Below are 14,349 nucleotides of genomic sequence, written 5' to 3' on the forward strand. Positions count from 1 at the left end.
GAAGAAGGACAAGGCTTCGACAAGCTCAGCCCGAACGGATGTTGGGCTGTGATATCGTCGGTCGGGCCGCGCTAACCCCCTACCCCTCACCTCGCACCAGCCGATATTTGACACCCAGCGTCTGCGCCAGATGCTTCAGCCGCCGTTCGACCACTTCGCCGCCCAGCGCCACATCGTCGCTGTCGAGTTCCAGCAGGAGCAGCCCGTCTCGCAACGCCAGCCGCGTATGGGTCAGCGGCCGCTCGACCCCGCCCGACAGGCGTTGGGCGAGCCGGATCGCCAGCCCCCACAGCATCGCCCGGCGCAGCGCGTCTGGACTTGCGAGCCGTTCCAGCCCCGGCGCGATCGCCGTGCCACCGCCAAAATGGCTGAACAGCGCCTGCCCCAGCATCGCCCGCTCCGCCGCGGTGATGCCCACCCAATTGCTGTGCAGCGCAATCTCCATCCCGCGTTCTGCCCGGAAATCGGGATTGGCGCGCCAGCCGACATCGGCCAGCAGGCAGGCGGCGCGGCGGATGCGGCGGACGGCGGCGGTATCATCGGCGAACAAAGGCGCGATCCAGCGCTCGATCCGGTCGCCATGGCCGCGAAAGCGCGACTGCGCCTCCCCCTCCGCCTCGGCCGCGACCAGCAGCGGATCATGGGCGCGAATCTCCGGCGGCAGCCCCTCGAACAGCAATCCTTCGCGCAGACCATAGGCCGACACGACCAGGCGACTCGACCGCAGCTGGCGCACCACCACCGACAGCAACGCCGCTGCATCGGTCAGCGTCGGCACGCGCGATCCGCTCATCCCCGGAATATCTTTCAGCCGCGCCCGATCGACATGGGACACGATGCGGATCAGCTGTTCGGCGCGGCTGGCAGGCATCTCATATTGATGCACCACAGGTAGCGGAAACTGGGTCAGCTGCATGTCGAACCGCGCCAGCGCCCGCCACGACCCGCCGACCATGTAGAAGGGCAGGTCAGGCTCCTGCCGCCAGCCTGCCTTGACCAGCATCTTGGTCACCTGCCGCTCCAGCAGCCTTGGCCCCTTGGCCCGAATCTGCGGCAGGCGCAGCACGCCCAGCGGCAGCGATATCGTCTCATGCACCTGCCCGTCCCTGATTCGCGCCAGTTCCAGGCTGCCACCGCCCAGATCGCCGACAATGCCATCGGCATGGGGGATGCCCGACAGCACGCCCATAGCCGCGCCGACCGCTTCCTGCCGACCCGACAGCAATTCCACGGTCAGTCCCATGGCGGCGGCACGGGCAATGAACTCCGGCCCGTTGGTCGCGTCGCGCACCGCCGCGGTGGCGACACAGCGTATGTCGGCAACCTTCATCTGCCGGCACAGATGGGCAAAGCGCTCGGCGGCGCGCAGGCCGCGTTCCATCGCCTCCGGCTCGATCCGCCCGGTCCGCGCCAGCGCCGCGCCCAGCCCGGCCATCACCTTTTCGTTGAACAGGATGAACGGAATACGGCGCGGCCCGTCATAGACGACCAGACGCACGCTGTTGGAGCCGATGTCGATGATCGCGGTGCGACCGGTCGTCGGCTGGGGTGATGTCGCCATATTATGCGCCGCCTCGCGGACCCGGCTGAGCATCGAATTCATGGGCGTCAGGCCCGCCCGCGCAGGCGCAGGGTGGGCACCGCTTCATTGTCCAGCGCCGCGCCGCGTCCCGACAGCGACGGGTTGGTCATGAAATAACGGTGCAGGTTGAACGGCTTGTCGCCGGGATCGAGCCTGGTGTAATGGCCCGTGCTATCGAGCGTCCAGCTTTGTTCGCTGTCGATCAGATTGGCGACCATCACCTGGTCCAATATCTGGTCATGCACGGTCGGATTCTCGATCGGCGCCAGAAATTCGACCCGCCGGTCGAAGTTGCGCGGCATCCAGTCGGCCGAGCTGATATAGACTTTCGCACCATTATTGGGCAGCGCCTTGCCATTGCCGAACACGGCGATGCGGCTATGTTCCAGAAAGCGGCCGACCACCGACTTGACCCGGATATTCTCCGACATGCCCGGCACGCCCGGCCGCAGGCAGCAGATACCCCGCACGATCAGGTCGATCTGCACCCCGGCATTGCTGGCGGCATAGAGCTTCTCGATCAGCGCCGGATCGACCAAGCTGTTCATCTTGGCCCAGATGGTGCCGGGGCGACCGGCGCGGACATGGTCGATTTCCTTGTCCACCATCGCGCACAGATGATCGCGCAGGCTGCGCGGCGACATGACCAGCTTTTCCAGCCCCTGCGGCTCCACATAGCCGGTGATGTAATTGAACAGCGCCGCCGCATCGCGGCTATAGGCCGGGTCGGCGGTGAAGAAGCTGAGGTCCGTATAGATGCGCGCGGTGACCGGATGATAATTGCCGGTGCCAAAATGGCAGTAGCTGCGGAACTGGTCGCCCTCGCGCCGGATGACCATCGACACCTTTGCGTGGGTTTTCCAGTCGATGAAGCCATAGACGACCTGGACCCCCGCCCGCTCCAGCGCGTCGGCCCACATCAGATTCTGTTCTTCGTCAAACCGCGCCTTCAGCTCGACCACGGCAGTCACCGACTTGCCTGCCTCCGCCGCGTCAATGAGCGCACGGATGATCGCCGACTGCTTGCCCGCGCGATAGAGCGTCTGCTTGATCGCCACGACATCGGGATCGACCGCCGCCTGTTTCAGGAAGGCGACGACGACGTCGAACGCCTCATAGGGGTGATGGACGACAATATCCTTGGCCCGGATCGCGGCGAAACAGTCGCCGCCATATTCGCGGATACGTTCGGGAAAGCGCGGCACATAAGGCTCGAATTTCAGGTCTGGCCGGTCCTCGTCCACGATGCCGGACAGGTCGCCGATGCCGATGAACCCCTCCACCTCGACCACCACCGCTTCATGGCCCTGGAGCATGTCCTGCAACATCTCCTCGACGGGTTCGGGGATGCGCTCCTCTATCTCCATGCGAATGACGCGGCCCCGGCGCCGACGCTTGATCGCGCTGCGATAGTGGCGGACCAGATCCTCGGCCTCTTCCTCAATCTCGATATCGCTATCGCGGATGATGCGGAACACGCCGCTGTTGCGCACCATGTAACCGGGGAACAGGTCCCCCGAAAAACGCCGGATCACAGCCTCCAGCGCCATATAGCGCGCCGGTTCGCCGGGGATGCGGACAAAGCGGGCCAGCGAGGCGGGGATCATCACCAGCTCGCGGATCGGCTGCTTGTCCGACAGACGTTGCAGGTCGAACACGATCGACAGGCCTTCATTGGGGATGAAGGGGAAGGGGTGCGCCGGGTCCAGCGCCTGGGGCGTCAGGATCGGGAAAATCTGATTGAGGAAATGGTCGCGCAGCCAGGCCTCGCCCAGCGGGTCGATCGGGCTGGTGGGACCAACCACCTCGATCCCCACCTGCGCCAGCTCGCCATGGACGACGCCCCACACCTTTTGCTGCGCCAGCATCAGCCGGTCTGTTTCCGCCGCGATGGCGGCCAATTGTTGCCCGGCGGTCAGCCCGTCGGCTGAACACATGTCGACATCCTGCAACTGCTGGCCTTTGAGGCCTGCAACCCGGACGGAAAAGAATTCGTCCAGATTGGCACCGGAAATCGACAGGAAACGCAGCCGTTCCAGCAGCGGATGGGCGCGGTTCATCGCCTCTTCCAGCACGCGCTGGTTGAACGCCAGCCAGGACAGTTCACGGTTGAAATAACGCCCCATGGGCAGGGTCAGGCTGGTCGCGGGATCGGCTTCGGCCACTGGGGTCACTCGCACGGATCGAGGGAAGGGTTGGACGCTATTATAGGCAGAAAGCCAGCGCCTTGCAGGCAGTCTTTTGCCATTGCGACGGAAATCTTACGGCCAGATGACAGCGCCGCCCGATCGAGCAGCCGTGTCACCGCCACGATTGCGCCATAACTGCGCTCGATCCGGCGGAGAAGCCAGTCGGGCAGATCGGCGGCAAAGCGTGCCCCCGCCGCGCCGAGCTGGCGTTCGATCAGCGCGCGCGCCAGCGCCTCGTCCGGCTCGGCGATGGCGACATGGGGCACGGCGGCCAGCCGCGATCGCAGGTCGGGCAGCGCCACGGTCCAGCTGGCGGGTGGCGCATGGCCGATCATCAGCAGGGGTCGATGACTGGTCTGTGCCTCGTTCCAGGCATGGAACAGGCCATGTTCGTCCTGTCCTTGGGCATCGTCGATCACATTACCGCCGCTCATCTGCGCGAAATGGCGTGCCAGCGTCGATCGGCCCGACAGCGGCGGCCCGGTCAGCACGCTCACCGACAGTGGCCAGCCGCGCCAGCGTTCCAGATGGGCGACGGCCTGGGCATTGGCCTCGCTGACCAGAAAATCCCCGCCGCTGGCCGCGCCATGCCAGTCGAAAGGCAGGCTGATCTGGCTCATTGCTGCGATGGGGGCGTGGGCTGCGGTGCCTGCCTGCGCGTGATGCGCAGGGTCGTGCCCGACACGGCGACACTATAGCCGCGCGCCTGCAATCCGTTGCGCAGCATATCGACCGTGCCGTCAAAGCTGACCTGCATCACCGACGTGCCGCCCAGCGCCAGGCTGCTGGTCGATGCCGATCGCACGCCGGGGATCGCCCGCACCGCCGATTCGCCCGCACCGATCGACCCGACATCGGGCGTATCGAACTGGATCGCAAAGCTGGTGGTGCCGGTGGTGGCCGTCGCCGTCGGCAGATCGGTCATTTCAACGACCGCATCGGCTGCATTCTCGATCGCCAGCGCATCGGGATCGACCGGCTCTTCGATGATCAGAGACGGGTCGGGCCGCAGGCGGCCATCGTTGAGCGCACGAATATACAACTCGTCAATCCGCCGCGCGCCTTCGTCCAGCATCTGCGCGATGCCGCTGGCGTTAGACGCGCGCAGCGTCACGCTACCGATCAGGCTGTTGTCCGGTCCATAGCGCGCGGTGAAGGTGCCGGTCACCGGCCCGCCGGGATAGGCCCGGTCCAGCCGCGCGATCGGGATCACCACGTCGGCCGCGCCATATTGGTCAAGCAGCACCCGCCACCACAGCCGCCCGCGCCGCCCGGTCTGTCCGGCGTTCAGCAATATGGGGTCAGCCACCGATCCGGCGACGCGCACATAGTCGATCGCGCTGTCCCCGGTGCGGTATCGCGCCCAGGCCTTCTGCCATTCATTGGTGCGTTCATAGGATACGGCCGATCCGCCATCCCACAGCACCGGGATCACCAGCAAGGGCGGCGATCGCATGACATTGCCCGACACGCCCAGCAACTGCCCGGTGCGCGCCCGGTCGAACAATATGCCCAGCGTCGCGACATAACGGGTCGGCCCCGCCTGCTCAAAATCAATCTCGATGCCCGACACCATCGCCTCGATCTGCGAATCGGACAAAGCAGGCGCGCCGCCGCCGCCATGAGTGCGCGTCCACAGCATCCGCCACGCCTGCCGCTGCGCCATCCGCCACCCGGCATAGCGCGCGCTGTCGGCATCCTTGGCCACGACATCGACCTTGACCCCGCGCACCTCGAAATCGCCGCCACTGGCGATCGGCGGCACGCCCCGCTCCCCTTCCATCTGCGCAAACAGCGCGGCGGCAACCAGGCCGATCGCGATAGCGAGAAGGATTTGGACCGGGCGCGACACGGCGCGCAGGATGGCACCGGACTGGAACGGCAGGCGGTTAAGGGTCTGGCTCAGGCTCACGCGCGCCCTTTTGGCGGGATTTGCCCAGGATGCCAAGCGCCAACCCCAAGTTTGTCGTTCGGGCCTTGCCCTTCCGTTTTGCGCACCTTTGCTCTAGGGCGCTCCCCCATGAGTGAGAACGAATCCTACAGCTACGCCAAGGCTGGCGTTGATATCGCCGCTGGCAACGCCCTTGTCCGCGCCATTGCGCCGCTTGCCAAGGCGACCCGTCGCCCCGGTGCCGACGCTGAACTGGGCGGCTTTGGCGGCTTTTTCGACCTCAAGGCCGCTGGCTATGACGATCCGTTGCTGGTCGCGGCCAATGACGGCGTCGGCACCAAATTGAAGCTGGCGATCGACCACAACCGCCATGACGGCGTGGGCATCGACCTGGTCGCCATGTGCGCCAACGACCTGATCGTGCAGGGGGCCGAACCGCTTTTCTTCCTCGACTATTATGCGACCGGCAAGCTGGAGAGCGGCGTCGCCGAGCGCGTCATCGCTGGAATCGCGGAGGGCTGCCGCATCGCCGGTTGCGCGCTGATCGGCGGGGAAACTGCTGAAATGCCGGGCATGTACGGTCCGGGCGACTATGATCTGGCAGGCTTCTGCGTTGGCGCGGTCGAACGGCACAAGGCGCTGACTGGCAATCGCGTGAAGGTGGGCGACGTCCTGCTGGGCCTCGCCTCATCCGGTGTCCACTCCAACGGCTTCTCGCTGGTCCGCCGCTTGGCCGCCGACAAGGGCTGGAAGCTCGACCGTCCCGCGATCTTCGATCAGGACGTGCTGCTGATCGACGCGCTGATGGCGCCTACGAAAATTTATGTGAAAAGCCTGCTGCCGCTGGTGCGCGCAGGGATGGTCAATGCGCTGGCCCATATTACCGGCGGCGGCCTGCTGGAAAACATCCCCCGCGTCCTGCCCGATGGTTGCCATGCGATGGTCGACGCCGATGCGTGGGATCAGCCACGCCTGATGGCCTTCCTCCAGGCGCAGGGCCATATCGAACCGGGCGAAATGGCGCGCACCTTCAACTGCGGCATCGGCATGGTGCTCAGCGTTGACGAAGGCCATGTCGCGGGCGTCACCACGGCGCTGGAAGCAGCGGGCGAAACCGTCCACCGCATCGGCGAAGTCCAGGCGGGCGAAAAGGGCTGCACCGTGCGCGGCTCGACCGAGACATGGAGCGCCAAGGCCGACTGGCGCGCGACGCATCTGGGCTAAAATCACCACCCTCCGTTCGTTTCGAGCGAAGTCGAGAAACGGTCGCGCCAGGGTTCTCGACTTCGCTCGAACCGAACGGATGTTGTTATGCAAAAGGCAAAAGTCGGCGTCCTGATCTCCGGTCGCGGCTCCAACATGGCGGCCCTGCTCTACGCAGCCAAGGCCGACGACTGCCCTTATGAGATCGTGCTGGTCGCCGCCAACGATCCCGACGCTGCCGGCCTGACACTGGCCGCTGCCGAGGGCATCGCGACCTTCGGCCAGAGCCATAAAGGCCATAAGCGCGCCGCGTTCGACCAGATCATGGACGCGCAGCTGCGCTCGGCGGGGGCGCAATATGTGGCGCTGGCGGGCTATATGCGCCTCCTGTCCCCGGAGTTCGTGGCGGGTTGGGAAGGCCGGATGCTCAATATCCATCCCAGCCTGCTACCCAAATATAAGGGGCTGGACACCCACCAGCGCGCCATTGACGCCGGTGACAGCCATGCCGGTTGCTCGGTCCATATCGTCACCGCGGAGCTGGACGACGGCCCGGTGCTGGGCCAGACCCCGGTGGCGATCCTGCCGGACGACACCGAAAGCAGCCTCGCCGCCCGCATCCTCATCGCCGAGCATCAGCTTTATTCCCGCACCCTCGCCGACTTCGTCACCCGTGAGCGCCAGCCCGACTGGCTGCTGAACAAGGTCCGCGAAAGCGCACTGGCCCTGCCGCAAGCGGACGAAATCGTCTCGCGCGGAATGCCCTGTTTCGGCATCGTCAAGGGCAAGAAATTCGCCTACTTCACCCGTGATCATCATGGCGACGGCATCATCGCGGTGCTGGTGAAAACAACTGCGCCCGAAGAACAGGCCAGCCTGATCGAAGCCGACCCGGACCGCTATTACCGCCCCGCCTATTTCGGCAATGACTGGGTCGGCATCCGCCTGGACCTCGGCGACACCGACTGGGATCATGTCGCACAACGCCTGCACGACAGCTGGCGGCAGGTCGCCCCGCGCAAGCTGCTGGGCCTCATGGATATTGCCGACGAGTTCTGACCCCTTCCCTTCGTCGCCGCCCATCCCCATAGAGTGGAGCCATGACCGACACCCACGCCCCCGCAATCGAGATCACCAAGCTCACCAAAGTTTATAAGGGCGGCAAGCGCGCGCTCGACGGGATCAATCTGTCGATCCCGCGCGGCCAGATTTATGGCCTCCTCGGTCCCAATGGCGCGGGCAAGTCGACCACGATCAATATCCTCGCGGGCATGGTCAACAAGACGTCGGGAACGGCCCGCATCTGGGGCTTCGACACGGACGTCAATCCGCGCAATGCGAAAAACTCGATCGGCATCGTGCCTCAGGAAATCGTGTTCGATCCCTTCTTCACCCCTTTTGAGACGCTGGAAAATCAGGCCGGCTATTATGGCGTGCCCAAGGACAAGCGCCGGTCGATGGAATTGCTGCGCGCCGTCCATCTGGAGGACAAGGCGCACGCCTACGCCCGCACGCTTTCGGGCGGCATGAAGCGCCGCCTGCTGGTGGCCAAGGCGATGGTCCACTCACCCCCGATCCTGGTGCTGGACGAACCGACCGCTGGCGTCGATGTGCAATTGCGCCAGCAGCTCTGGGCCTATGTGCGTGAATTGAACGCCTTGGGCGTCACCATCGTGCTGACGACCCATTATCTCGAAGAAGCCGAGGAGCTGTGCGACCGTATCGGCATCATCAACCATGGCCGCCTGATCGCCGACAAGCCGACCCGCGAACTGGTCGACATGGCGCTGGAAAAGGTGGTGCAGGTGACGGTGGACCGCGACATCGTGACCGCGCCTGACGCCCCCTGTTTCGAGAAGGTCGAACTATCGGGCGACCGTACGCTCACCATCACCTATCTCAAGGACCGCGCCAATGCGGGCCAGGTGCTGAGCGCCGTGCAGGCCAGCGGCCTCGCCATCGTGGACGTGGTCACGCGCGACCCGGATCTGGAGGATGTTTTCCTCAATCTGACGGCGACGGCGTGAAAAAGTCTTGGCTGCCATGCTTATTTTTTCCTCTGGCCCTTCTGACGGCTTGCGACCGAAAGACCGAATGGAAAGAAACGTGGCCGCTGATGTCGTACAGTTTCGATGATGCCAAGCACAGCTATGTCGGTCTCAATTGTATGGGTATCCCCGTTCTAGCGCTGATAGGCGGGGATTGGCCAGCGGATGCCAAGCAGTTCACACTGAATGTCGACGGGGTAGTCCGCAAAATAGAGATTTTTCGAGGACAGCATGGTCGCGCGATGATTATCGACGACCAAAAAATTGTCGCTTCTTTCACTGCCGCAAAACGAGAAATTATTTTTCGCGTCGGCAAAAACTGGGCCAGAAGCGTCCCGCCAAGTCCGCGACTTGAAGATGCCCGTCAACGCTGCCTGTCACGTAGCGCTCAGGCCTGAATTCATCGAGAGAATTAGCCATGCCCACCACAACCCACGACGTCATCATCATCGGCTCCGGCGCAGCGGGGCTGACGGCCGCCATCAACCTGGCGCAGGATCGCAAGGTGCTGGTGCTGGCCAAGGGTGCGCTGGATGGCGGGTCCACTAACTGGGCGCAGGGCGGCATTGCCGCGGTACTCGATGCCGGTGACAGTTTCGAGGCGCATGTCGAAGATACGATGGTCGCAGGCGCGGGCCTGAACGATCGCGCTACCGTCGAGTTCGTCGTGTCCGAAGCCCCCGCCGCAATCGAGCGCCTCGCCAAACTCGGCGTCCCCTTCAATGCGGGCGAGGATTTTGGTGACCGCTGGCACCTGACGCGCGAGGGCGGGCATAGCCATCGCCGCATCGTCCATGTCGATGACGCCACCGGCCATGCGGTGCAGGTCGCCCTGCTGAAGGCTGCCCGCGCCAATCCCAACATCACCCTGGTCGAGGATCTGATCGCCATCGACCTCATCACCTCCCGCCATGGCGAGCGCTATTCGGGCGATGGCCATGTCTGGGGCGTCTATGCCTTCAACAAAAAGACCAAGCATGTCGATGCGCTGCTGGGCAAGGCGACGATCCTGTGCACCGGTGGCGCGGGCCGCACCTATCTCTTCTCGACAGCGCCGCGCGGCGCGACCGGCGACGGCATCGCCATGGCCTGGCGCGCGGGGTGCCGCGTGTCGAACATGGAAATGAACCAGTTTCACCCGACCTGCCTCTATAATCTGGAGGTCAAGAATTTCCTGATCACCGAAGCGGTGCGTGGCGAGGGCGGCCATCTGAAACTCCCCCCCGGCGTGCCGGGCGGTGGCGAGCGCTTCATGCCCCGCTTCGACCCGCGTGAGGAACTGGCCCCGCGCGACGTGGTGGCCCGCGCCATCGACCATGAAATCAAGCGGCTGGGCCTTGATTATGTCCATCTCGACATCAGCCACAAGCCGCCGGAATTTGTGAAGCACCACTTTCCGACCATCTATGCCCGGCTGCTGGACCTGGACATCGACATCACCAAGGAGCCGATCCCGGTCGTCCCTGCGCAGCATTATACCTGCGGCGGGGTGGTGATCGACCTTGATGGCCGTACCGACCTGCCCGGCCTTTATGCTGCGGGCGAGGTGACCGAAAGCGGTCTCCATGGGGCCAATCGCCTGGCATCCAACTCGCTGCTCGAATGTTTCGTGTTCGGCGAAGCGGCGGCCAAACATATCCGCAATCACTGGGACGAACTGCCCGCCCCGCCACCGATCCGGCCATGGGACGAAAGCCGCGTCACCAACAGCGACGAAGAGGTCATCGTCCAGCATAACTGGAAGGAAATCCGCCGCTTCATGTGGGATTATGTCGGCATCGTCCGCACCACAAAGCGGCTGGAACGTGCCCAGCACCGCGTCGCCCTGTTGGCGCAGGAGGTCGATGATTATTACGGCAATTTCCGCGTGACCCCGGACCTGATCGAATTACGCAACCTGCTGGAGGTCGCTCGGCTGATCGTCCGGTCTGCCCTCCATCGCAAGGAAAGCCGGGGACTGCACTATACGCTCGACTATCCTGAAACGCTGGAGGCTGCGGTGGATACAGTGTTGGCGCCGTAAAAAAATGGCGCGGTCGCCGGGTCGGCGCCGCGCCTGAAGGTGGAGGAGGGAGGCGCTGAAAGCGCGTCCGGTATCTCCGCTCTAGCCTGGCCTGCCGCGACCCGCTTTGACGCGCGTCAAATATCCTTGAGGAAAGTGCCGAGCGCCGCATGAAAGCGCGCGGGCTGGTCGGCCATCACCATATGGCCGCTGGGACCGATCGCTCGCAGCACCGCATCCTTCTTGGGGGCATAGGCGGTGCGGAACCGGCTGGCGATGATAGCGGCCTGCTCCCGGTCCGCGCCGACCGCATAGACCACTTCCAGCGGGACGTTCAGCCGCGCAAGTTGCGGGCCAAGGTCGATATTGGCCAGATCGCGCAAAGCGCTGGCGATGACATCGGGGTCGCTCCCCTTCGCACCGGGTGCCTGCCCGACCATCTGCGCCAGATAGCGCCGCCCCGCCACCGTTCCAGTCAGATAGCCGCCCAGTTGATCGGCCAGAAAGCCAAGGCCACTGGCCGTGCCGCCGACCATCGCTGCCCCGGCCGGCAGCATATCGACCACCATCACCCGGCCCGCCACACCCTTCAGCCCCAGCATCATCGCCAGCGTGCCGCCCATCGAATGGCCGACGATCGCCGGGCGCTTCAAACCCGACGCTGTAATGTAGCGGGCGATCTCCTCAGCCAGCGGCTGGACCAGCGGGCCGCTGGCATTACCCTCCGCCGCCAACCCGGCATAGCCGCGCACCTGCACCAGATGAAAACGATAGCCCGGCACCGCGCCCAGTACGCCGTTCCAGATGCCCGGACCGCTGGCAAGCCCCGGAATCAGCAACACATCACGCCCCGAACCCCGCATAGTCACGGCGATCCGGCGCGAGGCAAAAGCTGCGGCCTGCGCCGTCCCGCTCCACAACAATCCGCCCGCTGCCAGCGCCCGGCCCAGCAGAGCGCGCCTGTCCATGCCTTGATCCATCATGCCGCTCTATTGCCGCTCAGACGCTTAACCGCAACTGAGCGGACGCCGCTTTGTCCCGGTTCCCCGTTCAGCCTCCTTACATCGCATTTGTGGAATCATTCGTCGCATCAGCCTTGCCCGCTTATCGGGTGGCTGCCCCTAAATGGCGCTTGCAGAGTGCGGGGAATGGAATGAGATCGAATGATAGCCGGGGCGGTTCCGCGCGCCTGGTCCTGTTGATGGTGGCACTGTCCGCCTGTGTCAGCGCCCCCGAACCGCGCCCGGCGCAGGCCGCCGCCGCCGCGCCGCAGCGGGTACAGCCCACGACCAATACATGGCCGATCCGTGAGGTCGCCAATCCGCCTCTGCCCTATCGCGAGATTGACCTGACCGAAACGCCCTCCCCCGCGCTGGTCAGCGTCGTGCGCAATCTGGGCCAGAGCTTCCGGGGCAAGGTCGGCATTGCGGTGCGGCGGGTCGGCGCCGACTGGACTGTGGCCTGGAACGGCAATGCTTTGTTCCCGCAACAAAGCGTGTCGAAACTCTGGGTAGCGATGACCTTTCTGGACGCGGTCGACCGGGGCAAGCTGCGGCTGACCGACACGACCACCATCACCCGCAACGACCTGACCCTGTTCCACCAGCCGACCGCCGCGATGGTCGGTACCAGCGGCTGGACCACCAGCTACTCCGACCTGATGCGCCGCGCGATGACCCAGAGCGACAATACCGCCAACGACACGCTGCTGCGCGCGGTCGGCGGGCCGGACGCCGTGCGTGGCTTTCTGGCGCGGCGGATGATCCGGGACATTCGCTTCGGGCCGGGCGAACGGCTGCTGCAATCAGCGACGGCGGGTCTCGACTGGCGGCAGGATTATGCAATCGGGCGCAATTTCTATGCCGCCCGCGCCAAGGTGCCGATGGCGGCGCGGGTGAAGGCGCTGGACAATTATCTCGCCAGCCCGCCCGACGGCGCGGCCCCCGCCTCGATCGTCCAGGCGCTGGCCAAGTTGAAACAGGGCGAGATGCTCTCATCCGCCTCGTCCCGCCTGTTGCTGTCGATCATGTCGGAAGCCAAGACCGGGCCACAACGGATCAAGGGCGGGGTGCCGCCGGGCTGGTCCTATCTGCACAAGACCGGCACGGGCCAAGACCTGCCACCACGCTCTACTGGCTTTAACGATATCGGCATCATGACCGCGCCCGATGGCACAAGCTATGCGGTGGCGGTGATGATCGGCAGCACTACGGTCGGCATCCCCGAACGCTGGGCGCTGATGCAGGCGGTGGCCAAGGCGGTCGCGGCGAACCACGAGCCGAAATGAGATAAGGGGCGTGCGCCGTATAGCGCCCGCCCCTTATTTGCCCGATAGCATCAGTTGAGAACCAGCGCGAACATCGCGACTTGGCCGAGGAAGGCGACGCCAAGCGCGATCAGTATATTGGCGGGCTTGAGATACTGGGTCATGAAACCATCCTTCTGATAATGTGGGTGACCGGACCATCCGGCGACACCCTGTTGCCCGACTGCTCCTGCGCCCTGGCGATTTGCGCGCAAGCCCGATTGCGTCACGCAGCGATTCCCTTTCAAAATCCCCAGAAAAGCGCGACAGTGGCGGTTCGCGCTTCGCGAACGGGAGGGGACGATCCGTGAAACGGCTGCGGCGGACGATATTGGAACTATGGGCGATGCTGCCGCTGGCGGCGATCGCAGGCTTTCTGGGACCGTTCGGCACCTATCTGGCCGGCGACTTCGTCCATCGCACCGGGCGCTGGGGCCTGTTGTTGTTGGGGGCCTATATCGTCGTGCGGCCGACGATGATCTTCTGGAGCTGGCTGGCCCGCGCGACCGCGCTGCCGCACGGCACCATCGTCTTTTGCGGATTGATGCTGTCGAGCATTCCCATGGCGCTTTTGTGGGAATGGGCGGGGATGGAGGAAGTGCGCCGGCTGGGCGGCTTTAGCGGCCTGCTACCCTTCACCGCCCTGTGCGCGGCGCTGATCATGGTCGTCGCCGCCTGGGCCGATCGGGCGGACGCGCATCTGCTGCGCTTTTACGATGGCACCATGTCCCGGCGAATCATCCCGGCTGCGACGCCCCCGCAGGGCGGCGTCCCGGCTGCCAGCCGTCCGCGCCTCTACGCCCGGCTCAGCCCGCGCTTTACCGGCGATATTGCCGCGCTGGAGAGCGAGGATCATTATGTCCGCGTCCACGGCCGGGGGCAGAGCGAATTGCTGCTCATCCGGCTGCGCGACGCCATTGCGGAAATGGACGCGACGCCGGGCGAGCAAACCCATCGCAGCTGGTGGGTCGCACGTGATGCTGTGGCGGAAACGCTGGGCAGCGGGCGCAACCGGGAAATCCGGCTGGCAAACGGTCTGCGCGTGCCGGTGGCGCGCGATTCGGTCGATCGGCTCCAGCAGTCGGGCTTTCTGTCGGCCTGACGACTGGAGGGAGACGGCATAACCGGC

Annotated in this window: 12 protein-coding genes; 7 read left to right on the top strand and 5 right to left on the bottom strand. The window is 64.9% G+C overall.

Annotated elements, in window-relative coordinates; genetic code table 11:
- Window positions 1-79: 79 nt before the first annotated feature.
- Genes KRZ98_RS06665 through KRZ98_RS06680 form a run of 4 tightly spaced genes read right to left on the bottom strand, consistent with a single transcriptional unit; the run spans window position 80 to window position 5,683 of the window.
- Window positions 80-1,603, bottom strand: a complete 1,524-nt coding sequence (locus KRZ98_RS06665; RefSeq protein WP_217672885.1) for a Ppx/GppA family phosphatase — start codon at window positions 1,601-1,603, stop codon at window positions 80-82.
- A 5-nt stretch (window positions 1,604-1,608) separates the two neighbouring features.
- Entirely contained in the window at window positions 1,609-3,747 is a 2,139-nt protein-coding gene (locus tag KRZ98_RS06670) for an RNA degradosome polyphosphate kinase (protein WP_217672932.1), read from the bottom strand.
- 5 nt (window positions 3,748-3,752) lie between these two features.
- Window positions 3,753-4,391 carry a chromosomal replication initiator DnaA gene (locus tag KRZ98_RS06675; protein ID WP_217672886.1) on the bottom strand — a complete coding sequence of 213 codons (639 nt, stop codon included), beginning with the start codon at window positions 4,389-4,391 and terminating at the stop codon, window positions 3,753-3,755.
- Window positions 4,388-5,683: a heavy-metal-associated domain-containing protein gene (locus tag KRZ98_RS06680; protein ID WP_217672887.1), complete on the bottom strand. Its 1,296-nt coding sequence runs from the start codon at window positions 5,681-5,683 to the stop codon at window positions 4,388-4,390. Before KRZ98_RS06680 ends, KRZ98_RS06675 begins: the two co-directional genes overlap by 4 nt.
- A gap of 108 nt (window positions 5,684-5,791) precedes the next feature.
- Here KRZ98_RS06680 and purM point away from each other — a divergent pair, with 108 nt between their 5' ends.
- From purM to nadB, 5 genes are all read left to right on the top strand, one after another.
- On the top strand, window positions 5,792-6,886 hold the full coding sequence (purM, locus tag KRZ98_RS06685) for a phosphoribosylformylglycinamidine cyclo-ligase (protein ID WP_217672888.1): 1,095 nt from the start codon (window positions 5,792-5,794) through the stop codon (window positions 6,884-6,886).
- Between the two features lie 87 nt (window positions 6,887-6,973).
- Complete coding sequence (gene purN / locus KRZ98_RS06690) at window positions 6,974-7,924, top strand: phosphoribosylglycinamide formyltransferase (protein WP_217672889.1); 951 nt, start codon at window positions 6,974-6,976, stop codon at window positions 7,922-7,924.
- Between the two features lie 41 nt (window positions 7,925-7,965).
- Entirely contained in the window at window positions 7,966-8,892 is a 927-nt protein-coding gene (locus KRZ98_RS06695; RefSeq protein ID WP_217672890.1) for an ABC transporter ATP-binding protein, read from the top strand.
- Complete coding sequence (locus tag KRZ98_RS06700; protein WP_217672891.1) at window positions 8,889-9,311, top strand: hypothetical protein; 423 nt, start codon at window positions 8,889-8,891, stop codon at window positions 9,309-9,311. The genes KRZ98_RS06695 and KRZ98_RS06700 overlap by 4 nt, the downstream gene beginning before the upstream one ends.
- A gap of 20 nt (window positions 9,312-9,331) precedes the next feature.
- Window positions 9,332-10,936 carry an L-aspartate oxidase gene (gene nadB / locus KRZ98_RS06705; RefSeq protein ID WP_217672892.1) on the top strand — a complete coding sequence of 535 codons (1,605 nt, stop codon included), beginning with the start codon at window positions 9,332-9,334 and terminating at the stop codon, window positions 10,934-10,936.
- 116 nt (window positions 10,937-11,052) lie between these two features.
- Here nadB and KRZ98_RS06710 read toward each other — a convergent pair whose 3' ends face one another.
- A complete protein-coding gene (locus tag KRZ98_RS06710) occupies window positions 11,053-11,898 on the bottom strand; it encodes an alpha/beta fold hydrolase (protein ID WP_217672893.1) in 846 nt (281 codons plus the stop codon).
- A 170-nt stretch (window positions 11,899-12,068) separates the two neighbouring features.
- On the opposite strand from KRZ98_RS06710, the gene KRZ98_RS06715 reads away from it, so the two are divergent.
- Window positions 12,069-13,202, top strand: a complete 1,134-nt coding sequence (locus KRZ98_RS06715) for a serine hydrolase (RefSeq protein ID WP_217672894.1) — start codon at window positions 12,069-12,071, stop codon at window positions 13,200-13,202.
- A gap of 325 nt (window positions 13,203-13,527) precedes the next feature.
- Window positions 13,528-14,322 carry a LytTR family DNA-binding domain-containing protein gene (locus tag KRZ98_RS06720; protein ID WP_217672895.1) on the top strand — a complete coding sequence of 265 codons (795 nt, stop codon included), beginning with the start codon at window positions 13,528-13,530 and terminating at the stop codon, window positions 14,320-14,322.
- The last annotated feature ends 27 nt before the right edge of the window (window positions 14,323-14,349 follow it).

This window comes from Sphingobium sp. AS12 (assembly GCF_019097845.1).
Taxonomy (GTDB): Bacteria; Pseudomonadota; Alphaproteobacteria; order Sphingomonadales; family Sphingomonadaceae; genus Sphingobium.